Annotated in this window: 21 protein-coding genes; 5 read left to right on the top strand and 16 right to left on the bottom strand. The window is 55.0% G+C overall.

Going from position 1 to position 23,703, the window contains the following annotated elements; translation table 11 throughout:
- Positions 1-37 precede the first annotated feature (37 nt).
- From PFY00_RS01710 to hslO, 8 genes are all read right to left on the bottom strand, one after another.
- Positions 38-817 carry an ion transporter gene (locus PFY00_RS01710; protein WP_271430785.1) on the bottom strand — a complete coding sequence of 260 codons (780 nt, stop codon included), beginning with the start codon at positions 815-817 and terminating at the stop codon, positions 38-40.
- Positions 818-820: 3 nt separating this feature from the next.
- The gene (locus PFY00_RS01705; RefSeq protein WP_271430784.1) at positions 821-2,047 is read right to left on the bottom strand and encodes a class I SAM-dependent RNA methyltransferase; all 1,227 of its coding nucleotides are present in this window, start codon (positions 2,045-2,047) and stop codon (positions 821-823) included.
- A 73-nt stretch (positions 2,048-2,120) separates the two neighbouring features.
- Positions 2,121-2,669: a P-loop NTPase family protein gene (locus PFY00_RS01700; RefSeq protein ID WP_271430783.1), complete on the bottom strand. Its 549-nt coding sequence runs from the start codon at positions 2,667-2,669 to the stop codon at positions 2,121-2,123.
- The gene (locus PFY00_RS01695; protein WP_271430782.1) at positions 2,666-4,501 is read right to left on the bottom strand and encodes an ABC transporter ATP-binding protein; all 1,836 of its coding nucleotides are present in this window, start codon (positions 4,499-4,501) and stop codon (positions 2,666-2,668) included. Before PFY00_RS01695 ends, PFY00_RS01700 begins: the two co-directional genes overlap by 4 nt.
- Entirely contained in the window at positions 4,498-6,342 is a 1,845-nt protein-coding gene (locus PFY00_RS01690; protein WP_271430781.1) for an ABC transporter ATP-binding protein, read from the bottom strand. The genes PFY00_RS01695 and PFY00_RS01690 overlap by 4 nt, the downstream gene beginning before the upstream one ends.
- Before the next feature lie 164 nt (positions 6,343-6,506).
- A complete protein-coding gene (locus tag PFY00_RS01685) occupies positions 6,507-7,682 on the bottom strand; it encodes a CCA tRNA nucleotidyltransferase (protein WP_271430780.1) in 1,176 nt (391 codons plus the stop codon).
- Positions 7,679-8,281 (bottom strand): CoA pyrophosphatase, encoded by a 603-nt coding sequence (locus PFY00_RS01680; protein ID WP_271430779.1) that lies wholly within the window; start codon positions 8,279-8,281, stop codon positions 7,679-7,681. The genes PFY00_RS01685 and PFY00_RS01680 overlap by 4 nt, the downstream gene beginning before the upstream one ends.
- Complete coding sequence (gene hslO, locus PFY00_RS01675) at positions 8,268-9,251, bottom strand: Hsp33 family molecular chaperone HslO (protein ID WP_271430778.1); 984 nt, start codon at positions 9,249-9,251, stop codon at positions 8,268-8,270. The genes PFY00_RS01680 and hslO overlap by 14 nt, the downstream gene beginning before the upstream one ends.
- A gap of 76 nt (positions 9,252-9,327) precedes the next feature.
- Here hslO and PFY00_RS01670 point away from each other — a divergent pair, with 76 nt between their 5' ends.
- Positions 9,328-9,768, top strand: a complete 441-nt coding sequence (locus PFY00_RS01670) for an NUDIX hydrolase (RefSeq protein ID WP_271430777.1) — start codon at positions 9,328-9,330, stop codon at positions 9,766-9,768.
- Positions 9,769-9,777: 9 nt separating this feature from the next.
- Here the strand turns inward: PFY00_RS01670 and PFY00_RS01665 are convergent, their stop codons facing one another.
- Positions 9,778-11,049 carry a PP2C family protein-serine/threonine phosphatase gene (locus tag PFY00_RS01665; protein ID WP_271430776.1) on the bottom strand — a complete coding sequence of 424 codons (1,272 nt, stop codon included), beginning with the start codon at positions 11,047-11,049 and terminating at the stop codon, positions 9,778-9,780.
- A 151-nt stretch (positions 11,050-11,200) separates the two neighbouring features.
- Here PFY00_RS01665 and PFY00_RS01660 point away from each other — a divergent pair, with 151 nt between their 5' ends.
- Positions 11,201-11,536, top strand: a complete 336-nt coding sequence (locus PFY00_RS01660; RefSeq protein WP_271430775.1) for an Hpt domain-containing protein — start codon at positions 11,201-11,203, stop codon at positions 11,534-11,536.
- Positions 11,537-11,546: 10 nt separating this feature from the next.
- On the opposite strand, the gene PFY00_RS01655 is transcribed toward PFY00_RS01660, so the two are convergent.
- The 3 genes from PFY00_RS01655 to PFY00_RS01645 are packed head-to-tail and all read right to left on the bottom strand — an operon-like array spanning position 11,547 to position 14,368.
- Positions 11,547-12,365 (bottom strand): SDR family NAD(P)-dependent oxidoreductase, encoded by an 819-nt coding sequence (locus PFY00_RS01655; protein WP_271430774.1) that lies wholly within the window; start codon positions 12,363-12,365, stop codon positions 11,547-11,549.
- A complete protein-coding gene (gene ilvA, locus PFY00_RS01650) occupies positions 12,362-13,588 on the bottom strand; it encodes a threonine ammonia-lyase IlvA (protein ID WP_271430773.1) in 1,227 nt (408 codons plus the stop codon). The genes PFY00_RS01655 and ilvA overlap by 4 nt, the downstream gene beginning before the upstream one ends.
- 36 nt (positions 13,589-13,624) lie before the next feature.
- Positions 13,625-14,368, bottom strand: coding sequence for a hypothetical protein (locus PFY00_RS01645; RefSeq protein WP_271430772.1), 744 nt, complete (start codon positions 14,366-14,368; stop codon positions 13,625-13,627).
- Between the two features lie 124 nt (positions 14,369-14,492).
- On the opposite strand from PFY00_RS01645, the gene PFY00_RS01640 reads away from it, so the two are divergent.
- Positions 14,493-15,716: an argininosuccinate synthase gene (locus tag PFY00_RS01640; RefSeq protein WP_271430771.1), complete on the top strand. Its 1,224-nt coding sequence runs from the start codon at positions 14,493-14,495 to the stop codon at positions 15,714-15,716.
- Here the strand turns inward: PFY00_RS01640 and PFY00_RS01635 are convergent.
- On the bottom strand, positions 15,707-16,138 hold the full coding sequence (locus PFY00_RS01635; protein WP_271430770.1) for a hypothetical protein: 432 nt from the start codon (positions 16,136-16,138) through the stop codon (positions 15,707-15,709). The genes PFY00_RS01640 and PFY00_RS01635 overlap by 10 nt on opposite strands.
- Before the next feature lie 60 nt (positions 16,139-16,198).
- Positions 16,199-16,921, bottom strand: a complete 723-nt coding sequence (locus PFY00_RS01630) for a sulfotransferase-like domain-containing protein (protein ID WP_271431438.1) — start codon at positions 16,919-16,921, stop codon at positions 16,199-16,201.
- Between the two features lie 197 nt (positions 16,922-17,118).
- Between PFY00_RS01630 and msrA the strand changes: the two genes are divergently transcribed.
- Positions 17,119-17,745, top strand: a complete 627-nt coding sequence (gene msrA, locus PFY00_RS01625) for a peptide-methionine (S)-S-oxide reductase MsrA (RefSeq protein ID WP_271430769.1) — start codon at positions 17,119-17,121, stop codon at positions 17,743-17,745.
- Between the two features lie 9 nt (positions 17,746-17,754).
- Here the strand turns inward: msrA and PFY00_RS01620 are convergent, their stop codons facing one another.
- Both PFY00_RS01620 and PFY00_RS01615 read right to left on the bottom strand, forming a co-directional pair.
- Positions 17,755-18,627 carry a ribokinase gene (locus PFY00_RS01620; protein ID WP_271430768.1) on the bottom strand — a complete coding sequence of 291 codons (873 nt, stop codon included), beginning with the start codon at positions 18,625-18,627 and terminating at the stop codon, positions 17,755-17,757.
- A gap of 68 nt (positions 18,628-18,695) precedes the next feature.
- Positions 18,696-20,951, bottom strand: a complete 2,256-nt coding sequence (locus PFY00_RS01615; protein WP_271430767.1) for an NADP-dependent malic enzyme — start codon at positions 20,949-20,951, stop codon at positions 18,696-18,698.
- A 124-nt stretch (positions 20,952-21,075) separates the two neighbouring features.
- On the opposite strand from PFY00_RS01615, the gene mutS reads away from it, so the two are divergent.
- Positions 21,076-23,697 (top strand): DNA mismatch repair protein MutS, encoded by a 2,622-nt coding sequence (mutS, locus tag PFY00_RS01610; RefSeq protein WP_271431437.1) that lies wholly within the window; start codon positions 21,076-21,078, stop codon positions 23,695-23,697.
- Positions 23,698-23,703: the final 6 nt, after the last annotated feature.

Here is a 23,703-nt window from a genome sequence, read left to right as displayed (position 1 = left end):
CTGAAGTAGACCAACAAAGAAGATCACGATTTTGGCACTACTTCCCTTTGCTTTCGGACAAGTGACGCTCAATCGCATTTAGCCGCGCCATGACCTCGTCCCGGTAGGCGTCCGTTTTGTCGGTCTCTTCCTGCGTATGGGCGTCCTGCATCGAGTTCACGATCAAACCCACCAACAGGTTCACCACGGCAAAGGTGGTCACCATGATAAACGGCACGAAAAACGCCCAGGCGTATGGATAGACCTCCATCACTGGCCGAACGATTCCCATGGACCATGATTCCAGGGTCATGATCTGAAACAACGAGTATGCCGACAAACCAAGATCGCCGAACCATTCGGGAAAGCTGGACGCGAAGAGTTTCGTCGCCATGACAGACCCAATGTAGAAAATCAGAGCCATCAACAGGAACACGCTCCCCATGCCGGGGAGGGCTGTGACGAATCCCTCGACCACTCGGCGCAAGCTTGGGGCCGCAGAAATGACCCGCAGAACCCGCAAGATTCGCAACGCCCGCAATACCGACAGACCCTGCGCCGCAGGAATCAGTGCGATACCTACGATCACAAAATCAAAAACGTTCCATCCATCACGGAAAAACCTCGGTCCTTTTGCGACCAGTTTCGCCGCAATCTCAGCGATGAAAATTGCCAGGCACGCTTTGTCGAACGCCGTGATCAATGGCCCGAAGGATGCCATCAATGTTTCAGAGGTCTCCATCCCAAGCACGATCGCATTCAGGACAATCACCACAATGATCGCATTGCGTACAGTTGCGCGATCTAGGAATTGCTCGAGCTGGCTACGAAAACCCATGGATTATCCCTCAAATGTAAGACCTGCGACGACTTCGACATGGGTCGACCATCGAAACTGATCAACCACCTGAACCGGCCCAAGGCGATAACCCGCCGCAACCAAAGTCGCGCAATCCCGGGCAAAGGTGACCGGATTGCACGAAACATGGGCAATTTGACCAATCCTTGACTTGGCCAGCTGCGCAATTTGCGCTTCGGCGCCTGCGCGAGGTGGATCAACCACCACCGCATCGATCTTTGCAAACTCATCCGGCAACAGTGGGTTTCGAAACAAGTCGCGCGAATGGCTGGTCACCTTTTTCAGCCCCTTCGCGTTGCGCCATCCATGATCCAAGGCTTGAACCATGGCCTTGTCACCTTCTACTGCCAGCACCTCGGCATTCTGGGCCAAGGGCAAGGCAAAGGTCCCGCAACCTGCAAATAGATCAGCCACACGCTTGGCGCCCTGCACCGCCGTCAGAACACCCTTTAGCAATGCCGCTTCGCCAGATCTCGTTGCCTGTAGAAATGCCCCGGGCGGCGGAACAACATCGGCCTCGCCAAACCGCTGGGTCGCCGGGCGTCTTGCCAAAACTTCGTCATCCCAAGCGATACGCGCCAAATCATATTCGCGGGCCAAATCCGCCAAAGCCGACCGAAACGCCGAATCCACAGGTTTGCCGCCAGTGACCGCCACATCGAGGCCTGTCAGACATTCCGTCACCTGCACAGACAGTTCATGTTTCCGCGAAGCGCCCAAAACCGCCAAGGCCTCGACCATTTTCAAAGATGATACCAATGCAGGTGTGACCAATGTGCAGTTCGGAACTGCAACGATGACATCAGAGTTCTTTTGATGAAATCCGGCAAGCGCGCCCTTCTTGGTCCTCTTGGCAGAAAACGAAGCACGACGGCGCGAATGCGATGGGGATGTGATGCAGGGCAACACTTCCGCCTCAAGACCCTGTGCCTCCAGCGCACGCCGAACGACCATTTCCTTCCACTGCGCTGTAAACGATTCCGAAGCGTGCTGCAGCTGACAGCCGCCACAGCTTTTGGCATGCGAACAGGGCGCCTTGATCCGCTCAGGGACAGGTGTGACAATCTTTGGCGCCAACATCACGCCGCGTTCAACGGCACCTTCGGCAACTTCACCGGGCAGCCCGCCAGGCACATAGACAACGCCCATTTCGTCTGTATGCGCGATGCCGTCGCCAAGATGTCCAAGCCTGTCGATCTTTACCTGCATTTGCCCATCTGCTTTCTGTCTGCCTTGCGCACCGCTTTGCTAGGCTACGCAATCCCAAGGCTGCATAACTTCGTCAAGTGGTTGAATCCCGCGTGGAATGCAAAGGATCAAATTCCGTCTTTATTCTGAATTGAAAGTTCCTGACATCTTTGGGTGACTTGAGGTGAAATAGAGCCTTTTCAGGACCAGCAGAGGCAAGCACCCGCGCAGGACCTTGGCGCCCTGTGCGCCTTGTGTCCCAGATCCATTTGAAAAAATCCCAGTGAAAGCCTTCGGGGCAATCATCCTGCATGTCTGGTCGGGTCGTGCCATAGAACCGCAAAGTTCGCCAAACCACCCGGCGTACTCTGAGCCCCAAAGGCAGATCGAGCCAAATAATCGTGTCTGCCCGGTCCATCCTGTTCGGATAAGTGGCAGACAATCCGCCTTCCATGATCCATCGATCCTTGGCCTGTTCAGCCATGGCAAGAACGATCTTTTCCGGCTTTGGCCGCTCGACCCACCCCGGCATGTGATGAATGCGGTCTATATGCACCACGGGTAGGCCCGTCAGTTGCCCGAGCCAGACAGCGAGTGTTGATTTACCAGAGCCCGGTTGCCCCAAAATCATGACACGTTTCATTCTGCAGCTTGCTGGTCATCCGCGCCAAGGAAACCCCCAGATTGCCGGTCCCAATAGCGCGCATACAAACCAGCCTGTTCCAAAAGCGCATCATGTGTTCCGGCTTCGACGATCTGGCCTTTTTCAAGTACGATGATGCGGTCCATGCTGGAAATTGTCGAAAGCCGATGCGCAATGGCCAAAACGGTCTTGCCCTCCATGACACGCTGCAACGCATCCTGAATGCTTGCCTCAACTTCGGAATCCAGCGCAGACGTTGCCTCATCCAGCACAAGAATTGGTGCGTCTTTCAGGATTGCGCGCGCCAACGCAATTCTCTGGCGCTGACCGCCAGACAATTTGACACCGCGCTCCCCAAGATGGGCAGCGTAACCTTTTCTGCCAGCATGATCCTGAAGGCTTTGGATAAACTCGTGAGCCTCGGCTTTGCGGGCCGCTTCGAAGACTTCTTCGTCACTGGCGTCTGGACGGCCATAGCGAATGTTGTCCATGGCCGAACGATTGAACATCGCCGTTTCCTGAGTGACCATGCCGATCTGCCGGCGCAGACTTTCCTGCGTAACCGTGCTTACGTTCTGGCCATCAATTTCCACCTTGCCGCGCTCGGCATCATAGAGGCGAAGGACGAGCGCAACCAATGTGGATTTCCCTGCGCCCGACGCGCCGACAATGCCCAGTTTCTCACCCGGCTTGATCGTCAGATCGAGCCCCTCAACACCACCCACATCGCGGCCATAAGCGAAACCAACATCGTCAAAAGAAATCTCGCCTTGCTCAACAGACAGGTCTGGCGCGTCTTTTGCATCAACAAGAGTGTGAGCCGGCGTCAAAGTCCGCATACCGTCCTCGACTTCGCCCAAATTGGCGTAAAGTCCCATCAGCGTGAAACTGACCCAACCCGTCATCTGTGCCAGCCTGAGACTGACAGCGCCAGTTGCGGCAATATCACCAGCAGTGATGAACCCAAGCGACCAATACCACAGTGCGCCGCCAACAAGCAGAACCGGCAGGATCCCGGCCAAAGCCATGAGCCAGAACCGAAATGAGACACTAACCCAGCTGAATTCAAGGAATCTGTCTCGATAGGTACCCATGGCTTCCAGCGCGGCACGGTCTTCGTGTTCGGCATGTGCAAACAGCTTTACGGTTTTGATGTTTGTTACCGTATCGACCACCTGTCCTGTCACCATCGCCCGCGCTGAGGCACGGGCCTTTGATCGCTGGCGAACCTTGGGCATGAAGAAACGGATCAGAAAGGCATATCCTACCAACCAAACCAACAAACCGGCCGCAATGCGCCAGTCCACAGTCCCCAGCAAAAGGATCGCCCCAATAACCGAGGCCAGAGCGAAAAGAACCGTGTGAATGATTTCGACCACAACATCGTTCAACGCGCGTGCGGTCTGCATTTCTTTCTGCGCAATTCGGCCAGCAAAATCATCGTCAAAAAACGTGACTGACTGGCCCAACGTGTATCTGTGCACACGCGACAGAACCAAATTCATGACGTTCGGCTGCATAAGGATCGACTGGCTGTACGCGGACAAACCCAAAAGGCCAGGCCGGAACACAACAAAGAACAACAATGAGACGGTCAAAAGCCCAGTGTGATCTGAAAAGACTGTTGCGGCATCGGAATCGAGCGCGGCATCAACAACCCAGCCCAACAAGATTGCGGCAAACACTTCGCCTACCCCGGCAATGACCGAGAATGTCCCGGCCAGAAGGATAACAGGCCAACTGCCCTTGAGTGCCCAAGCGAAAAACCCGGTTAGCCGGTTTGGGGGTGGGCCATCTGCGGGCTGGAATGGATCAATTCGAAAAAGGTTCATTTTTCTGCCCGCATATCCGGATCAATAAAGCCGCCACTTTGTCGTGCCCAGAACTGAGCATATAGGCCTCCGCGCTTCAAAAGCGCGTCATGATTGCCTTGTTCAACAATCCTGCCTTGATCAAGCACGAGAATGCGATCCATCTGCGCGATGGTTGAAAGCCGATGTGCAATCGCGATGACCGTCTTGCCTTGCATCATGCCATACAACGTATCCTGAATGGCGGCTTCTACTTCAGAGTCCAACGCGCTCGTCGCTTCGTCCAACAGCAAGATGGGCGCGTTCTTGAGGATGACCCGGGCCAAAGTCACCCTTTGGCGCTGCCCGCCTGACAATTTGACACCGCGTTCGCCCACCTGCGCATCATAGCCCATGCGACCCTGTGGATCCTGCAGATCTAGAATAAAGTCATGCGCCTGCGCCTGTTTGGCAGCGGCGATCATCTCTTCTTCAGTTGCGTCCGGCCGTCCGTAGAGAAGGTTGTCCCGAACCGACCGGTGCAACAAAGAGGACTCTTGCTGAACCATCCCGATATTCAGGCGCAGGCTGTCCTGCGTTACGGACTGGATGTCCTGACCATCAATCAGGATCTTGCCCTGTTCAGCGTCATAGAAACGCAGCAGAAGCTTGACCAACGTAGTCTTCCCAGCACCGGACCGGCCGACCAAACCTATTTTTTCACCCGGTTGAATAGTCAGATCAAGGCTCTCAAGCCCACCAGATTTGCGTCCATAATGGTGTGTTAGAGACTGTATCTCTATCTTTCCGTGTTCGAGGCTTAATGGTTTTGCATCTGGCGCATCAAGCAACGTGATCGGCTGTGCGATGGTTTCCATGCCTTCGGCGACAACGCCAAGTTGGCGAAAGAACGAGGTCAGGGCCCACATAATCCAGCCCGTCATTGCATTCAGCCGAAGCGTCAAGGCAGCAGCGGCGGCCACAATACCAGCACTGGCTGCGCCACTCATCCACAGGGCTATTGCCCAGCCCACCACGCCAACGATCAACAGGCCGTTGAGGAACACCAGCGAGATGTCCATCACCGTGTAAATTCTCATTTCACGCATGAATGTGCTGCGAGTCTTGTCGATTGCCTCTTTGGCGTAGGCCATTTCATTGTCGTGATGCGCAAACATCTTGACGCTGTGAATGTTTGTATAGGCGTCGACAACACGCCCAGTGACTTCCGATCGTGCATCTGATGCAGCTTCGGACGCGGGGCCAACACGCCTGATCGTCCAGCGCATCAGCAGACCATACAGCACCAACCAGGCCGCCAAGGGGATCATCAATCTGGGATCGGCGCCGCCCAGCACGATCAGCGCTCCGACCACATAGGCCGCAGCGTAGGTCAGCGCATCGAAAACCTGAAACACCGCCTCTCCGGCCGCAGGCGGCGTTTGCATTATCCGGTTGGCAATTCGTCCTGCGAAGTCATTTTCGAACCAGCCAACCGATTGCCGCAGAACATGACGATGCGCGCGCCAGCGGATCAATGTGCCAAAGTTCGGCATGATCCCGTTGTTCAGGACCATGACATCGATGCCCTGCAAAAGCGGACGAACCAGCAAAACAAAAACAGCAAGCCAGATAAGCGTATTGCCGTGATCCGCCCAGACCTGTGCAGGATCACCTGCCAAAATATCGACCACCCAGCCCATTATTCGGATCAAAGCGATTTCGACCGCAGCGGTCACAAGCGACAGAAACGCCGCAACCACAAATATCGATCGAAACGGGCGCGCATAGTCGTTCATAAACGGCCAAAGACGCGTTGGAGGACGATCCACTTGGGGATAGTCGCAATAAGGGTCTACAAGATTTTCAAAAAAGCGAAACATTCGGAAGCTCCGGGAAAAACGAGCAAATAGTGCATGGAAAAGCGGGACAACTCGGCCACCGCGCGCGCAGGGCAGCCTTAGTTAAAGCTGATTAGGGTCCTGTCACGATACATGCGCTATCCTCCGAATGAATGCAGACGTCATAGCTCAGATATGACCGCCTGTCACCCCTCGCTGTCTGGTTGCGCTGGCAAGGCCAGCAATTCCGCCTTGGTCATCGCAAATCCCGACGCGATCCACGCGGCCCGAAGCGCACGCAAACGCGCGCCCAGCGCTGGACCTTGAAAATCATCTTTCAAATCTGCAGACGAAACCGGGAAACAAGCCTGTGACCCCTCAGCTATATGCGCAGCCGTCGCGGGATCCAGCGGGCTTTCGAACATGGCCGCCCGCAAAGCAGCAATGTCAAATGCAGTATCAGACCCGTCACGCCAAGCGATTTCAGCCAGTCCCTGGCTGGATTCAATCAGTCTCTGATACAGCCCAAGTTTCGAAGTCTGAGCCTTTGAGAACCGAAGCGCAGCCCCATCCCAAAACCCGATCGAGGCCAAGCGGCGCAGGGGATCTGGCATCAAACCAAGAGTCCGTTCATGTACGGTCAGCGGACCAAGGGGCCGCACACAGGCACCCGGAAGGACACGTTGCAGCACTCCGGTTTGATCCATCACTGAAACCGCCATGACCGGGTCAGGTGCCGCCAGCAATTTGCGTACCTCTGACCCAACTCTTTCGCGTGAGAGAGTATCGAGGCCCTCGAGGTTGTCAGCTATGGCCGCCAGAGCATCGGGATCCATTCCGGCGTCGGGATCGCCATACCAAGCGGAAAACCGAAAGTAACGCAGAGTTCGCAAATAGTCTTCTTGGATACGCGTTTCTGCATTCTCAATGAATCGGAACAGACGCTGTTTCAGATCGGGCAACCCACCAAGCGGATCGAAAAGCTTGCCGCACCGATCTGCGTAAAGCGCATTCATCGTGAAATCACGGCGCACAGCATCCTGTTCCAGTGTTTCGGCAAATCGCACGACGGCACGACGACCATCTGTTTCGACGTCTGCCCGAAACGTCGTGATTTCGAAAGGCTCATCATCGATCAAGACAGTGACCGTGCCATGATCGATCCCGGTAGGAATCGATCGCAAACCGTCAGCTTCGGCCAAGGCGATCACCGCGTCGGGTTTTGCATTTGTAGAGATATCAACATCAGTGACAGGAACGTCCAACAGTGCGTTTCGGACACAACCCCCAACCACGTAGGCCTCATAGCCCCCAGCCTCGAGCATGCCCAGAACATGCTGGGTCTTGGGATTGGTCAGCCATTCACCGGATACACCAGTCATCGGTTCATACGCTCCGCCAAACCGCGCAGAATTCGGGCCGTTGCGCCCCAGATATAATAGGGCCCAAGCGGCGCGGTGTAGTACAATCTGCGCTGCCCGCGCCACCGCCTGCCTTCGATCCTGAAACGGGCCGGATCTGTCACATGAGAAAACGGTGCAGTAAACACTTCGTCCACTTCACCAGGTTCGGGGATGGGTGCAAATGTGTCTCTGATTATGCCCAATACCGGCGTCACCAGAAAACCAGTCACAGTCTCATGCGTGGGAAGCGTGCCCAGGACATCAACTGTATCCGGGGCAAGCCCGACTTCTTCCTGAGCCTCCCGAAGTGCCGCCGCTACCGGATCACGATCACCTTCGTCTTGCTTGCCGCCGGGAAAGGCAATCTGGCCCGGGTGGTGTTTCAACCGCGATGATCGTTTCGTCAAAACCAGTTCGAGTCCGTGATCACTTTTTTGAAACGCGGCAAGAACACCGGCAGCACGCAACTTGCGCCCTTCTGGCAATTCAACCTGAGGGTTCAGATCAAAATCTGTAGAAGGGCCGCTCTTACACGCAAGCGCGCGTCTGAGCGCCCGTTCCTGATCAGGGGCTGTCATTGCCTGCCTCGAATCCAACGGTTGTTGGATCCAAATCGTAATGTGCTCCACAAAACTGGCAATCCGCCGTTACTCGACCGTCTTCGTTGGTCATCTTCTCGATGTCCTTTGCAGAATAGATCGACAGGCTTTGACGCACCCGATCTTCTGAACAGGTACAGCCAAACCGAATGGACTGGGCCCCAAACACCCGCGGCGACTCTTCGTGGAACAGTCGAACCAGCAATTGGTCGGGCGATACACTGGGTCCAATCAATTCGAGATCTTCAACCGTATCGAGGTGAAAATTCACACGGCTCCAATTCTCACCTTCTTCACCGTGAACCAGATCAGCCTCCTGCAACAGCCCTTCTTCGCCACTGGCACCTTCGGCAAAGGGCGACGCCTTGGGCATATGCTGAAGCATGATGCCGCCCGCGCGCCAGTGCTCTTGCCCGCCAGCCTCAGTGGAACGGCCATAGGAGAGTGCAAAACTGGTTGGCAACTGTTCGGACTGCGCGAAATAGGCGGACGCGCAATCAGACAGGGAATTGCCTGCAATCGGCGTAATTCCCTGATAGGGCTGCATGCCTTCACCCTGATCGATCAGGATCGCGAAATACCCTTCGCCAAGCTGGGTAAAGGGGTCCTGGTCAGTGATGCGATCTTGATCAAAACTGGCGTATGCCCGGATCCGAGCCGGTTCACCCTTTTCGTTCGGCCCATAATAGTCCGTCGCAATCATGCGCACCGCACCTTTTGTCTGCACCTGAAGCGACAGCTTCCAGCGCAGTTTGATCGTCTGGCCGATCAGCGCGGTCAACAGCGCCATTTCCGCGATCAAGGCCTCGACCGGCTCCGGATAGGCGTGTTGCTTTAGAACGCCGGACAAAACACCGTCCAATCGCGCAATGCGACCACGGATATCCGCCTGATCAAGCTGAAAGGGCAGGACTGTATCGTCCCAAGCGAGTTTTGTGCCGATGCTCATGGGGTTTCCTTATGTGCCGGGGGCTGGCATACCGCAGCCATATAGGGACGATCAAGGCAAGCGCAACGGGGGCGATATGATCCAGCGCATAGGAAGCCCGCCAGAACCGGGCAAAAGATACCGTGTCAGACCCGGCGCCTATGCGATTTTGCCCCAAAAAAACGCGTTGCTTTTGACCTATCAGGACGATGATCAACAGGAATTGCAGCTGCCCGGCGGAGGGATAGACCCCGGTGAACATCCTTTGGCAGCGCTGCACCGAGAGGTTTTCGAAGAGACCGGCTGGCGCATCGCCTGCCCGCGCAGGTTGGGTGCCTTTCGGCGCTATACCTATATGCCGGAATACGACCTCTGGGCCGAAAAAATCTGCATCATTTACACGGCCAGACCTGTCCGCCAGCTAGGGCCACCAACCGAGCCAGATCACCTTGCACTTTGGATGCCGCCAGAGGTCGCCGTTGCGCATTTGGGTAATCCTGGGGATCGAGCCTTCGTGGCGCGTTTTGTGCTGAGTTAGAGACGTGTTTCAGACAACATCGTATTCCAGAAGAGCGGCTGAAACATCATCACCCAGCGTTCCGCCGTCGGCCATGGCTTCTCGCAGCCGCCAAAACATGTCAGCCAGTAGCTCTGTTCCCTCGCCTTGTCTTGCGGCGGCTCGAAACAGATCGGCCAATCCAGATTCGCCCAGCATTTTTCCGGATTTTAGGACAGCCTCTGTAAAGCCATCCGAATAGAGCAATAAGCGATCCCCAGATGACAGATCACAGCTAAGGCCATCGTAATCGACGTCGTCAACCAAACCGATTGGCAATCCCCCGTCTCCGAAGAAGGTCACTGCACCGTCCGCGCGCAGAACCAAGGGCGGAGAGTGTCCAGCCTGGACCATATTCATATGTCCCGAAGAAAGATCGGCGTTCACGTAGGCCATGGTCAGATACTCTTCTACGCCGGGATCAGCGGCCAAACGATCGTTCAACATAACCGCAACTTTTTCAGGATGGCGCATGTCGTAGCAATCGTCGCTGACTTTGCGCAGAGCGATGTTCTGATCCGCAAAGGTGCTGGACATGTAGCCGGCAACCCGTGCTGTAACCATGGCCGATGTGATCCCATGGCCTGACACATCAATGCTGTAGAGTCCGAGACGCCCTTCGCTTGGCGAAAACATTCCCACCAGATCGCCGCCGACATGGCCGCATGGTTCAAGCAACAGACTGACCCGGGACGTTCCGAAAACACGGCTCCGCTCTGGCACCAGAGATTGCTGAATTGTGCGCGCTTGTCGCAAGTCTTTGTCGATTGCCTCATGGACAACCTGCAGCTCGCTCAAAGCTTCGGATATCAGTCTGTTTTTTTCAGACAGCTCTTGCTGCATCGACAATATTCGAACGCCAGCATTCAGCCGCGCCCGCAGTTCTGCTGGATTGACTGGCTTTGTCAGAAAGTCGTCGGCACCGGCATCCAGTCCCTCAGCGATATCGCCCTTTTCGCTCTTTGAGGTCAGAAGAATAAAATAAACATACCCCTCATGCGGAAGGGTCCGGAACCGCCGACAGAACTCCAGCCCGTCCATTCCGGGCATCATCCAATCCGAAACGATCAATTCAGGTGGATCCGATCTACAGATTTCCAAGGCGTCAGAGCCGCTGGCTGCCTCGACAACCTCATAGCCTTGCTTCATCAAAATCGAACGCATGATTTTGAGCTGCAGACGGCTATCGTCAACAATCAAAACCCTTTTTGTCTGCGCCGTTTGCGCATCCAGCCCGATTGAGATGGGGGACGGGTTACTCACTTTTATCGCCTCAAAAAGTCTCGTTCAGACCATTTAGTGGAATCGGAATTAAGAGTGTGTGAATGCTAAAATACTGCGTAGTTCATCAGGGGTCGGACATAAGTTCTTAACCATCCCGCATCACTCTTTCACCAAAACGAAAGGGCGCCCCATGATTGACTGGCAAAGGGTTTCTGAACTGCGCGATGAAATCGGTGCGGATGATTTCGAAGAAGTTGTGGAACTGTTCCTCGACGAGGTGGGCAGCGCAATTCAACAGATCCCACAATGCCAGGGCGACGCCAAACTGTCCGAGGAACAGATGCATTTTTTGAAAGGCGCAGCCTTAAACCTGGGATTTTCAGAGCTTTCCGATCTATGTGCAAAGGCAGAGCAAAGGGCGAAAGGTGGCGACGATCAAGCGGTAAAGTCGGATGTCGTTGCAGCCTGCTTTGAACAATCCAAAGAGGCGTTCTTTGCCGGGTTTCACGTGCGGTTTGCCGCTTGAAACCCGCCTGTCAGATCAAGCGATGCAGATCGACGAAATGCTGCGGATTCCCCGACTCAAATGCGTCTCCCCGCAATCGCTGCATTCCTTTGATCCATCGATCCGTATCGGCCGCGCGCCGTTGAAAGTGCGCCGCTGCCTCAGGATGCGGCAGGATCATAAATCGTTCTTCTTCGATACCCTGCACAATCGTAGCGGCCACTTCTGCGGCGGTTAAGACCCGATCATTTGGACGGTCGTTCGGTTGATCCGCGTCATATCCCAGCAAAGGCGTCGCCACGTACAGAGGGCAAACCGTACTGACCCGGATTCCCTGATGCCCATGTTCGATGGCCAACGATTGGGCCAGCGAAACAGCCGCATGTTTGGTCGCAGAATAGGGGGCATCTCCGATTTGGCTCAGCAAGCCTGCTGCCGATGCGACGCTGATCAGCCAACCCTCACCGCGTTCCAGCATTTCCGGCAGGACCGCTCGGCATGCGCGCAGATGAGCCATAACGTGCACATCCCAGCTCATTTGCCATTGTTGATCATCGGCACTGGCCGGCCCATCCAATGCACCATGGGCGAACCCGGCATTGGAAATCACCATGTCGATTTGCCCCAACTTTTCGCGGGCCGTTTCGATGGCAGATTCCAGTTCAGAGGCTTTACTGACATCACAGGTCAGAGAAATGCCACCAATCTCTGACGCTGTATTTTCCGCTGAAACAGAGTCTAAATCAACCACGCACACCTGCACTCCGCGTTTGGCAAGTTGCCGGACAAGAGCCTGCCCTATGCCTTGTCCCGCACCCGTTACAAAAGCAGTTTTTCCGGCAAAGCTCATATTACAAACTGTGCGATGATCTCGTCATCAGTGATGTCCTGATAGGCATACCCCTGATCCTCCATCAAAGAGAACAAGCGTGGAAAGTTGGTTGGGTCCGATGTTTCAATTCCAATCAGAACCGAGCCGAAATTCCGGGCCGATTTCTTGAGGTACTCAAACCGGGTGATGTTGTCGTTTGGCCCCATAAGACTCAGGAAATCTTTGAGAGCACCCGGTCTTTGCGGCAATCGCAGAATAAAATACTTCTTCAAACCCGCCCAGCGCTGAGCGCGCTCTTTGACCTCTGGCAACCGTTCAAAATCGAAGTTCCCACCGGTCGTCACACAGACGAGCGTGCGTCCCCGAATAGCCTGACCAAGATCTTTCAACGCATCAACCGACAATGCTCCGGCCGGTTCCAGCACGATGCCTTCGACATTCAACATCTCGAGCATCGTTGTGCAAAGTCGGTCCTCGTCGATGGTCAATGTGCTGGCCAGCCCGACATCGGCAAGCCGCGCAAACGGCTTTTCTCCAATCCGCGCAACCGCAGCGCCGTCCGTAAAGGTATTTACATGCTCCAGAGTGGCGGGTTTCCCGTCTGCCAGTGCAGCACGAAGGCTGGCCCCACCTGAAGGTTCGACAAACGTGTACTGGCAGTCATTTCCGAAATAGCTGAGACAGCCCGCGCTTAGTCCACCGCCACCAACCGGGATCACAAGATGGTCCGGTACGCGGCCCAACTGCTGCGCGATTTCCGCGGCGACAGAGGCCTGGCCTTCGATGACATCCTCATCGTCGAACGGAGAAAGGAAATGACCGCCTTCCTTGGCGCAGAACTCTTGGGCCGCACGAAGGCAGTCATCGAAATAGTCGCCAACCAGTTTGATTTCGACACTATCGCCGCCAAACATGCCCGTTTTTTGAATCTTCTGATCAGGTGTTGTCACAGGCATGAAGATCACGCCACGCTTGCCAAAATGCCGACACATGTAGGCGACACCTTGCGCGTGGTTTCCGGCACTGGCGCACACAAAAAGGTCATCGCTCTCGCGTTTGCGCATTGCATTGAAAGCGCCGCGTAGCTTGTAGCTTCGAACAGGGGACAGGTCTTCGCGCTTTAACCAAATTTCAGCACCAAATCTGTCTGACAAGTGCGCATTCAGCAAAAGCGGTGTTTCGGGGAAAACCGCACGCATGGCTTGGGTGGCCGTTTCGACCTGATCACGAAAATTAGTCATTTGGTATCAGTGCCGCAGCGCAATCGCCAAAGCAAGTCAGTCGATTGGGCGGCCTTGGACATAATGACCATACAGCGTGGTCAATACTGACACACCAATGATCGTCACAAACCAGCCCGTCACGATACCGTAGATCAGGTTGATGATCGAACCCGGATCAGGGTTCAGCCATGATGGAATCTGGACCAGAACACTCACGGCGATGACCAACAGCGCCAGAACGACCACCGCGCCATCATTATCGTTGGTTGCGCTCCAGGCATCACCCAGTCTCATGGGTTCACCCATGGCTGCAGACGGAAGCATGACACCCATCCTGAAAAACAGGTAAGAAGCCAAACCGATCAACCCAAAAGTCAACACACCGACAAGTCCGGGTGCAAACGCCCCGACTAACCCAACGGGGATAGCTGCAACAATCAAACCAAGGCCGATTAGCAGACCGATCATGATCGAACGTCCAAGATAGCTGAGGATGTTTGAACCATGCCATCTGGGCAGCCAGCCCTGCGGTTCTTCGTTGGCCAGAACATAGCGATGCCAGGCCACCGCAATCCAAAGACCGGCGATCAGTGAAATGAGGCTCAGAACGAGTGTCTGAACAGCGGCATCTGGCGCTACAAAAACCAGTCCGTCTTCATCGATGTTCGGAGGGTTCATGAAAAAGGTCAGCTGCTGCGCGACCTGAGCCATATATAAAACCGCCGAAATTTTCAGGGCAGGTCCGAGATTGTTCAAAACCAACCGAACCGAATGCATAAAAATCTGCCAACCTTTCATCAGGCCACTCCTAATCACTGGGCAACTCAACCGGTAACAGCCTGCGGCTTCGCGTCAACGCCCTATGCTTGCTCAAGGCGCGAAAAACCGCTAATCCGCGCCCGACCCGACAAGAGGAATCCCCATGTCCGCGCCCAAGAAAGTAGTTCTCGCCTATTCCGGCGGCCTCGATACATCCATCATCCTGAAGTGGCTACAAACCGAATACGGTTGTGAAGTCGTTACGTTCACCGCTGACCTCGGTCAGGGAGAGGAATTGGAACCGGCGCGCGAAAAGGCGCAAATGTTGGGGATCGCCCCGGAAAACATCTACATCGAAGATGTTCGCGAGGAATTTGTGCGCGACTTTGTTTTCCCGATGTTCCGCGCCAACGCTGTCTACGAAGGTCTGTACCTTCTGGGAACGTCAATCGCACGTCCATTGATCTCAAAGCGGCTGGTTGAAATCGCACATGAAACAGGTGCTGATGCTGTGGCCCATGGCGCCACGGGCAAGGGCAACGATCAGGTTCGGTTCGAGCTGAGCGCCGCCGCGTTGGACCCGGATATCAAATGCATCGCGCCTTGGCGCGAATGGGATTTGAATTCACGGACATCGCTGCTTGATTTCGCAGAAAAGAACCAGATCCCGATCGCCAAGGACAAACGCGGCGAAGCGCCCTTTAGCGTTGATGCCAATCTCTTGCACACATCCTCGGAAGGCAAGGTTCTGGAAGATCCGGCACAGGATGCACCTGAGTATGTGTATCAGCGGACCGTTTCACCCGAAGAAGCGCCTGACACGCCTGAATTTATCGAAGTGACCTTCGACAAGGGTGATGCGGTTGCGATCAATGGCGAAGCAATGAGCCCCGCCACGATCCTGACCGCTCTGAACGAATACGGTCGCAAACACGGCATTGGCCGTCTTGATCTGGTTGAGGGTCGTTTTGTCGGGATGAAATCACGCGGCATCTACGAAACTCCAGGCGGCACGATCCTGTTGGAAGCGCACCGCGGAATTGAGCAGATCACACTGGATCGCGGCGCAGCCCACCTTAAGGACGAACTGATGCCCCGCTACGCTGAATTGATCTACAATGGCTTCTGGTACTCGCCGGAACGCGAAATGTTGCAGGCCGCAATCGACGCTTCTCAAACACATGTTTCGGGAACTGTTCGTCTGAAGTTGTACAAGGGTCTGGCGCGTACGGTTGGTCGCTGGTCCGACAACTCGCTCTATTCCGAGGCCCACGTTACTTTCGAGGATGACGCAGGTGCCTACGATCAGAAGGATGCAGCAGGTTTCATCCAGTTGAACGCGTTGCGTCTGCGCTTGTTGGCAGCCCGCAAGAAACGTCAGGGTTGATCGAGCTGTTCCGGTTCGGACGAAGCATCGAGATTTGAATTGGGCGCGTCTTCTTCGGGCGCGCCTTTTTCATTTGCCCAACGCTCAACAAACCCACGCAAACGATTCAGTCCGTCACTTGATAGGTCTGTGTGTGATTTTCCGGAAACCGCCCGCGCGACACCGATGGCATTCGGCGCCGCAATGACGCCCTGGGCTGCCAAGCGGTTCATGATGGCAGATGCCTCGGCGCTGGAAACCTTGAGCGCGCTGTTCAGCGTTTTGTGAGAAATCGGATTCCCAGCGCGCGCCATTGCTGTGGCCCATGCGGTCATCATGGACCGTGGAGCAACCCGCGTAGTGGCCGCGGCCATTTGAGGAACAGGCAGTGTGGCGGCAGCGGCACCACCTGCAGTGAGGGCAAGAAAATCACGTCGTTTCATGAAACAGAGATGGTGCTGCAACAGTCAGGTTTCATCGGGGAAAACAACACGCCTTTCCCGCTATCTGCCTTTTATGGCCTTTTCGCGCAACAATTCGTAGTGCGGCAAAGCTCCATTCGCGAGACTGGCCAATCGTCCGCTCAATTCCGGCAATGGCCCTTCGGGGCCGGCAAAGCCAGTTGTCGCGTGAAGCGATTTATACCAGACCGGCGCCCATGCCCCATCATAGGGTTTGGGCCCTGCTGGCCACGCAAGCATCTTTGAGTCCCACGGCAGACCCAATCTTTCGCAAAGCAATCGAAGCATGTGCTCTGGGTTTCGTCGAACATCCTCACTGTCCAGGACCAAAGGCTGCTGGTCGGCATCAACCAATTCTGAGAACAGCTCAGCCTGTTTTGCAAATCCTATGTCTTCGGCGTCTACTTCTGGATAGTTCTTGGCAAAACTGGCGACGACCCTCGCTGGGTGGCGGAGCAAGAATACGTTTTTACATTGGATCATGAACGATCGCGGGATTCCGTCGATCATGTGTTGGCACATATGTTTGTGATAGAGGTGCGTCTTTTCACTCGATTCCTGCTTTAATAGAGTCTGTTCAATCTGTTCTGCAGTCTCTGGCCTGGATTTCAGCACGTCGTCGCGCATCGGATGATTCAAGCCAGTCAATCGGAGATACGGGCCGTAAAACGGCTCGTCCCACACCGTGAAATCTGCACGCTGCGCAAAGCTGTACATCATTGCCGTAGACAGATTTCGCGGCCCGCTCCAAACAGCCAGCCTCATGCCTTTTCTCCTGAATGCGGTGATTTCATCTGTACCTGTCCCGGTTCCATTATTCTGTCGCTTTCGGCAAGCGGACCACGATTGAGTGGGTCTGTCCAGAAACAAGCGGCGTTCACAGCCGCGTGACATCACGCTGCGGTGAGTTGAGTCAGCCAGCCAACAAGAGCAATCTTTCACGAAACAAACCGGAGTATGAAATGCGTAGCTTTGTTCTGTCCCTGATCGTCATCCTAGGCCTGACCAGTCCCCGGGTCGAAGCCGCGGAAATCATCGTGGCCGGTGGCTGCTTTTGGTGTGTGGAAGCGGACTTCGAAAAGGTCAAAGGCGTCAAGGAAGCGATTTCCGGCTACACCGGGGGATCTGTCAAAAACCCCGACTACAAACAGGTCGTCAATGGCGGGACCGGCCACTACGAAGCCGTCAAAATCAAGTATGATCCAAAGAAGGTTGATACACGTCGGCTGTATGATTTGTTCTTCCGGTCTGTAGATCCGACAGACGCGGGCGGCCAGTTTTGTGATCGCGGTGACAGCTATCGCACAGCCATCTTTGTCGCCAACCCGACAGATCGTTTGATGGCCGAGGCCGCCAAAGCGTCCGCTGAAAAGGCGTTGGGCCGTAAGATTGTCACGCCAATCCTGCCGGCATCCAAATTCTACAAAGCCGAGAAGGTTCACCAGAACTACTACAAGAGCCAGAAACAGACTCTGACCCGGTTTGGATACATCACGCGTGAAAAGGCCTACAAAAGATATCGAGCCGCTTGTGGTCGTGACAAACGGGTTAAACAGCTCTGGGGTAAGAACGCCGCTTTTGCAGGCTAAGATCGGCGTTCAGGGCGCAAAGTCCTGAACGTCCTTCAAATCCGGAATGACGTCCGCGGTACCAAGACGGGTTACCATCAAGGCCGCCGCCTTTATGGCAAGTTGAATGGCTTGCTCGGTGGGCATGCCCCGATCCAAACCAGCAAGCAGGTACCCTGTGAATGTGTCGCCCGCACCAGTCGTATCGATGGGGTCGACGGGTATCGCCGGGAATTCCCGCGTGATGCCGTCATCCGTGTTGTGCCAGCGACAGCCATCACCCCCCAAAGTCACAATCACATCCCTGACGGGAAGCTGTTCAGCACTTTGGCCAATGGCTTCTTCCAGCTGATCGGCTTCAACCTCATTCAGGACCAGAAGGTCCAACAACGGCAATACTGATTTGACAGCATTCGCATCAAATGGCGCAGCCGCATAGGCGATGCGCATACCCTGTTTCGATGCTGTTTCAGCGGCGTACCGTTGAGCGTTGGTTTCATTTTGAAAAAGAAACAGGTCGTTTTCGGTTCCTTCAGCCAGAACCGTCTCAATCTTGGTCTCAGATACTTCCGCGTTGGCTCCGGGGTACAGAATAATGGAATTCTCGCCATGATCATCGACAGCGATGATCGCATGGCCGGTCACTGTTTCAACCATTTCGAGCTGACGCGTGTCGACACCGTATTCCATCAAACGCTCAACCGCCCACTGCCCATCCGGGCCGACAGAACCAATGTGAACAACATGAGCTGCCGCGCGGGCCGCCGCGACAGACATGTTTGCGCCCTTCCCGCCCAATCCGCGCTTGTAGCCGGTCGAAGCCAGCGTCTCACCCGGTCCTGGGAGATGCGGCAACCGATACACCTGGTCTGCGTTGATCGATCCAAGATTGAAGATGGTCACGCCAGTGTCCTCCGTTCATGACTTGCGCCAGACGCGCAAGCCATCAAACCATGACACAGAACGCGCGATCATCCCACCTTGCAGGCGGACAAGACAGCCATGTTGAGAATGTCATTGGCCGTCATGTTGGTTGAACAAATCTGGATAGACTTGTCGACACCCGCAAGGATTGGGCCAATCACGGTAGCCCCTGCCATTTCCTGCATCAGCTTGACCGAGATTGATGCCGAATGCCGAGCTGGAACAACCAATATGTTCGCGGGTCCGGTCAAACGTTGGAACGGATAGCTTTCCTGCGCTTTGACGTTCAGCGCAACGTCGACTGTCATTTCGCCTTCGTATTCAAATGACACGCCCCGTTTATCGAGAACGCGTGGCGCAATGTGCATTTTCTCAGCGCGTTCGGACACGGGGTATCCAAAGGTCGAAAAGGAAACAAACGCGACCCTTGGCTCAAGCCCCAGATGCCGTGCTACACCGGCGGCGCGCTCCGCGATGTTTGCCAGATCTTCTTCATCAGGCCATTCATGCACCAAGGTATCCGCGATCATCACGATCCGTCCTTTGTGCAAAAGCGCCGTAACGCCGGCCGCCCCATGAGAGGCGTCCGCGTCAAAAACGTGGTTAATCAATTCCATGACATGAGCGCTCTTGCGCGTGGCGCCCGTGACCAGACCGTCGCCATGGCCATGCGCAAGCATCAGCGACGCGAACACGTGACGATCGCGGGCGGCAAGTCTGTGAATATCGGAACGGTCCATGCCTTTGCGTTGCAGGCGCTGGTACAGGAAATCCTTGTAGGTTTCCAAATGCCGTGTGTTTGCCGCGTTGACGACTTCGAGCTCACGGACCGCGTCTGCCAGACCGGCGTCTTCCAGTTTCTTTTTCACGTCCGCTTCGCGACCGACAACAAGCGCCTTACCCAGACCCGATCGCTGGTACATAACCGCGGCACGCAGGACCCGAGGGTCATCCCCTTCGGCAAAGATCATCCGGGCCTGCGCGGCCCGTGCACGTGCGTTTATCGACCGAAGAATACTGGCGGTTGGATCCATCCGGGATTTCAGACCGACTTCGTATGCTTCCATATCAATAATCGGACGCCGCGCCGCACCGGTGTCCATGCACGCCTTGGCCACAGCAGGCGGAATGCGGTGAATTAGTCTCGGATCAAAGGGTGTCGGGATGATATAGTCCCGACCAAAAGTCAGCGCCTTGCCATAGGCCAGCGCAACCTCATCAGGAACGTCTTCACGTGCCAGCTCAGCCAATGCGTTTGCACAAGCGATCTTCATTTCATCGTTGATCGCGCGTGCGTGGACATCGAGAGCGCCGCGGAAAAGATACGGAAAGCCCAAAACATTGTTCACCTGGTTCGGGTAGTCACTGCGGCCGGTCGCAACGATTGCGTCTACCCGTACTTCATGCGCCTCTTCAGGCGTGATTTCAGGATCCGGGTTGGCCATGGCAAAAATCACGGGATTGTCCGCCATGCTGGCCACCATGTCCTGAGTGACCGCGCCTTTTGCCGACACACCCAAGAACACATCAGCGCCTTTCATCGCGTCTTCCAGCGTCCGAAGGTCGGTTTTAACCGCATGGGCAGATTTCCACTGGTTCATGCCCTCGGAACGGCCCTGATAGATTACGCCTTTTGTGTCGCACATGATGCAGTTGTTGTGCTTGGCGCCCATGCTTTTGAGCAGCTCCAAACAGGCGATTCCAGCAGCGCCCGCACCATTCAGAACGATTTTGACATCTTCAATTTTTTTGCCAGACAAATGCAGCGCGTTGATCAGACCGGCAGCACAAATAACAGCGGTCCCGTGCTGGTCATCGTGGAACACCGGAATATCCATCTGCTCCTTGAGAGTTTGCTCAATGATGAAACACTCTGGCGCCTTGATGTCTTCAAGGTTCACACCTCCAAAGGTGGGGCCCATCAAACGAACAGCCTTGATGAACTCATCCGGGTCTTCGGTATCCAGTTCAATGTCGATGCTGTTCACGTCGGCGAAGCGTTTGAACAGAACCGACTTGCCTTCCATGACCGGCTTCGAGCCCAGCGCGCCCAGATTGCCAAGACCCAGAACAGCCGTTCCATTTGAGATGACCGCAACAAGGTTGCCTTTGTTGGTATAGTCATAGGCAAGCTCTGGGTTTTCAGCGATGTCCTCGCAGGGCACCGCAACACCTGGACTATACGCCAGCGAAAGATCGCGCTGGGTGGTCATCGGAACGGTGGCCTGAACTTCCCACTTTCCAGGGGTAGGCTCGAGGTGAAAAGCCAGGGCTTCTTCGCGCGTATATTTGAGTTTGGACATGTTCTTTCCGTACCGGCTGTCTGTTTCGGGTTTTACCCGATTGTCAGCCGCCTTAATGTCACGGCAAATCGGTGGGGGGAAGGCCGTGAGCGCAAACAAGGCTAATAAAAATGCCGTAACGCCCATGATGGCGCAATATTTGGAAATCAAGGCGCAGTATCCAGATGCCTTGTTGTTCTACCGCATGGGCGATTTCTACGAGATGTTCTTTGATGACGCCGTGGCCGCCGCCGAAGCGTTGGACATTGCGCTGACCAAACGCGGAAAGCACGACGGCGAAGACATCCCGATGTGTGGCGTCCCGGTCCACGCAGCTGAAGGCTATCTGCTGACCCTCATTCGCAAAGGATTTCGTGTCGCAGTCGGCGAACAGTTGGAAAGTCCGGAAGAAGCGAAAAAGCGAGGTTACAAGGCCGTCGTAAAACGCGATGTTGTTCGTCTCGTTACCCCCGGAACCTTGACCGAAGAATCTCTTCTGGAGGCTCGTCGGCACAACTATCTGGCTGCTTTGTCGTGTGTTAGAGACGAATGGGCCCTGTCTTGGGCTGACATCTCCACAGGCGCTTTCCAAGTTATGTCGGTTGGCCAATCCCGGATTGGGGCCGAAATCGCTCGCCTTGCGCCATCAGAGCTTTTGACCACTGAAGCCGTCGATGAATCGATGCGGGAGGTGCTGTCCGATCTTGGCGTTTACCCCTCAATCATCGGCGCGTCGTCATTTGACAGCACCGCTGCGGACACAAGACTTTGCGGTCTTTTTGGTGTCAAAAGCCTTGCTGGGTTCGGTTCCTTTTCTAGGGTTGAGCTATCCGCGATGGGTGCTGTTGTTGATTATCTGGACATCACACAAAAGGGACGACTGCCTCTGCTGCAGCCACCCAAGACGGAAACAGTTTCACGCTTGATGCAAATCGATTCTGCCACGCGTCGGAATTTGGAACTAACGCAAAGCATGAACGGAGGGCGTGCAGGGTCATTGTTGGCCGTGATCGACAAAACCGTGACCGCAGCCGGCGCCAGACTTCTGGAAAGACGTATTTCATCGCCGTCGCGTGAGCTGACACTGATCCATGCGAGGCAAGAGGCGGTTCAGTGGGGCCTCGAGACCAGTATCGCGGACCAACTGCGTGATGCGCTGCGACGCGTGCCGGATTTGGATCGATCGCTTTCGCGTCTTGGTCTGGATCGTGGAGGCCCAAGAGATCTCGCCGCTGTTCGAAATGCACTAAGCCAAGCAGAAACGATTTGTGAAACACTGGATAACACACAACATCCAGAACTGATCACCGACGCAGTTGGTTCTTTGAGCGGTCATGACACCCTCTTGGAGTTACTGGACTCTGCGTTGGTGGCTGAGCCCCCGCTGATGTTGCGCGATGGCGGTTTTGTCGCCCCCGGCTATGACCCCGCATTGGATGAAGCGCGCCGTTTAAGGGATGAAGGGCGTGCAGTTATCGCGCAGATGCAGGCCGACTATGCTGAGGCTTCGGGTGTTCAAAGCCTGAAGATCAAACACAACAACGTACTTGGCTATTTTATCGAAACCACGGCAACCCACGCCGAAAAGATGATGTCGGCCCCTCTCTCTGAAACCTTCATCCACCGCCAAACAACGGCCAATCAAGTTCGCTTCACGACCGTTGAGCTATCAGAGCTTGAAACCCGGATATTGAATGCTGGCAATGAGGCGCTCGAGATAGAGAAACGTGTCTATGACACCTTAAAATCGGCAATTTTGGCATCTGCACCGGCCTTGTCTCTTTGCGCGTTGGGCTTGGCGGAAATCGATCTTGCCCTTGGTCTGGGTCATTTGGCGCGATCTCGTGACTGGTCGAAACCCAAAGTGGACACTTCGCGTGCATTTCGGATTGAACGAGGAAGACACCCGGTTGTCGAAGACGCGCTTTCACGTTCTGGCGAACCCTTTATCGCAAATGATTGTGATCTCACAGCAGCGGACAAAGGTGCCTCTGTAACGTTGCTGACTGGTCCAAACATGGCTGGTAAATCGACCTATCTCAGGCAAAACGCCTTGATCGTTTTGTTGGCCCAGATCGGGTCTTTTGTGCCCGCATCAGCGGCGCACATCGGGTTAGTCAGCCAGATCTTTAGCCGTGTTGGTGCTTCGGATGATCTGGCGCGAGGGCGTTCAACATTCATGGTCGAAATGGTTGAAACAGCCGCCATCCTTAACCAAGCTGATGATCACGCCTTGGTCATTTTGGATGAAATCGGGCGAGGCACAGCCACATACGATGGGCTTTCCATTGCCTGGGCAACCCTAGAGCATCTTCAGTCGGTGAACCGGGTGCGCGGATTGTTTGCTACCCATTACCATGAATTGACCCAACTGGCAGGCACGTTGGACGGCGTAAAGAATGCCACTGTGTCTGTTAAGGAGTTCGACGGCGAAGTGATTTTCCTGCACGAAGTTCGTGATGGTGCAGCCGATCGTTCTTACGGTGTACAAGTGGCGCAATTGGCCGGTTTGCCCAAAGCTGTAATATCGCGGGCGCGTTCAGTTTTGGACGCTTTGGAACAGGGTGAACGTGACCGAACATCACCCAAAGCTCTGATTGACGATTTACCGCTGTTTTCGGCGGCATCTACGGCGCCGGAACCCGCAGTTCTTTCCGCAGCCGACTCTGAGCTACAAGACAAACTGGACGAATTGTTGCCAGATGAAATGACGCCGCGAGAGGCGCTTCAAGCGCTTTACGAACTCAAGGCGCTCCAAAAGAAATAGGGCGGG

The organism is Thalassococcus lentus (assembly GCF_028023555.1).
GTDB lineage: Bacteria > Pseudomonadota > Alphaproteobacteria > Rhodobacterales > Rhodobacteraceae > Thalassococcus_A > Thalassococcus_A lentus.
This window is presented reverse-complemented; position numbering and strand designations above follow the sequence as displayed.

What these genes read in the sequence shown, in the direction of transcription:
- PFY00_RS01710 (WP_271430785.1), bottom strand. Translation starts at nt 817, where the DNA reads ATGGGTTTTCGTAGCCAGCTCGAGCAATTCCTAGATCGCGCAACTGTA.
- PFY00_RS01705 (WP_271430784.1), bottom strand. Translation starts at nt 2,047, where the DNA reads ATGCAGGTAAAGATCGACAGGCTTGGACATCTTGGCGACGGCATCGCG.
- PFY00_RS01700 (WP_271430783.1), bottom strand. Translation starts at nt 2,669, where the DNA reads ATGAAACGTGTCATGATTTTGGGGCAACCGGGCTCTGGTAAATCAACA.
- PFY00_RS01695 (WP_271430782.1), bottom strand. Translation starts at nt 4,501, where the DNA reads ATGAACCTTTTTCGAATTGATCCATTCCAGCCCGCAGATGGCCCACCC.
- PFY00_RS01690 (WP_271430781.1), bottom strand. Translation starts at nt 6,342, where the DNA reads ATGTTTCGCTTTTTTGAAAATCTTGTAGACCCTTATTGCGACTATCCC.
- PFY00_RS01685 (WP_271430780.1), bottom strand. Translation starts at nt 7,682, where the DNA reads ATGACTGGTGTATCCGGTGAATGGCTGACCAATCCCAAGACCCAGCAT.
- PFY00_RS01680 (WP_271430779.1), bottom strand. Translation starts at nt 8,281, where the DNA reads ATGACAGCCCCTGATCAGGAACGGGCGCTCAGACGCGCGCTTGCGTGT.
- hslO (WP_271430778.1), bottom strand. Translation starts at nt 9,251, where the DNA reads ATGAGCATCGGCACAAAACTCGCTTGGGACGATACAGTCCTGCCCTTT.
- PFY00_RS01670 (WP_271430777.1), top strand. Translation starts at nt 9,328, where the DNA reads ATGATCCAGCGCATAGGAAGCCCGCCAGAACCGGGCAAAAGATACCGT.
- PFY00_RS01660 (WP_271430775.1), top strand. Translation starts at nt 11,201, where the DNA reads ATGATTGACTGGCAAAGGGTTTCTGAACTGCGCGATGAAATCGGTGCG.
- PFY00_RS01655 (WP_271430774.1), bottom strand. Translation starts at nt 12,365, where the DNA reads ATGAGCTTTGCCGGAAAAACTGCTTTTGTAACGGGTGCGGGACAAGGC.
- ilvA (WP_271430773.1), bottom strand. Translation starts at nt 13,588, where the DNA reads ATGACTAATTTTCGTGATCAGGTCGAAACGGCCACCCAAGCCATGCGT.
- PFY00_RS01645 (WP_271430772.1), bottom strand. Translation starts at nt 14,368, where the DNA reads ATGAAAGGTTGGCAGATTTTTATGCATTCGGTTCGGTTGGTTTTGAAC.
- PFY00_RS01640 (WP_271430771.1), top strand. Translation starts at nt 14,493, where the DNA reads ATGTCCGCGCCCAAGAAAGTAGTTCTCGCCTATTCCGGCGGCCTCGAT.
- PFY00_RS01635 (WP_271430770.1), bottom strand. Translation starts at nt 16,138, where the DNA reads ATGAAACGACGTGATTTTCTTGCCCTCACTGCAGGTGGTGCCGCTGCC.
- PFY00_RS01630 (WP_271431438.1), bottom strand. Translation starts at nt 16,921, where the DNA reads ATGAGGCTGGCTGTTTGGAGCGGGCCGCGAAATCTGTCTACGGCAATG.
- msrA (WP_271430769.1), top strand. Translation starts at nt 17,119, where the DNA reads ATGCGTAGCTTTGTTCTGTCCCTGATCGTCATCCTAGGCCTGACCAGT.
- PFY00_RS01615 (WP_271430767.1), bottom strand. Translation starts at nt 20,951, where the DNA reads ATGTCCAAACTCAAATATACGCGCGAAGAAGCCCTGGCTTTTCACCTC.
- mutS (WP_271431437.1), top strand. Translation starts at nt 21,076, where the DNA reads ATGATGGCGCAATATTTGGAAATCAAGGCGCAGTATCCAGATGCCTTG.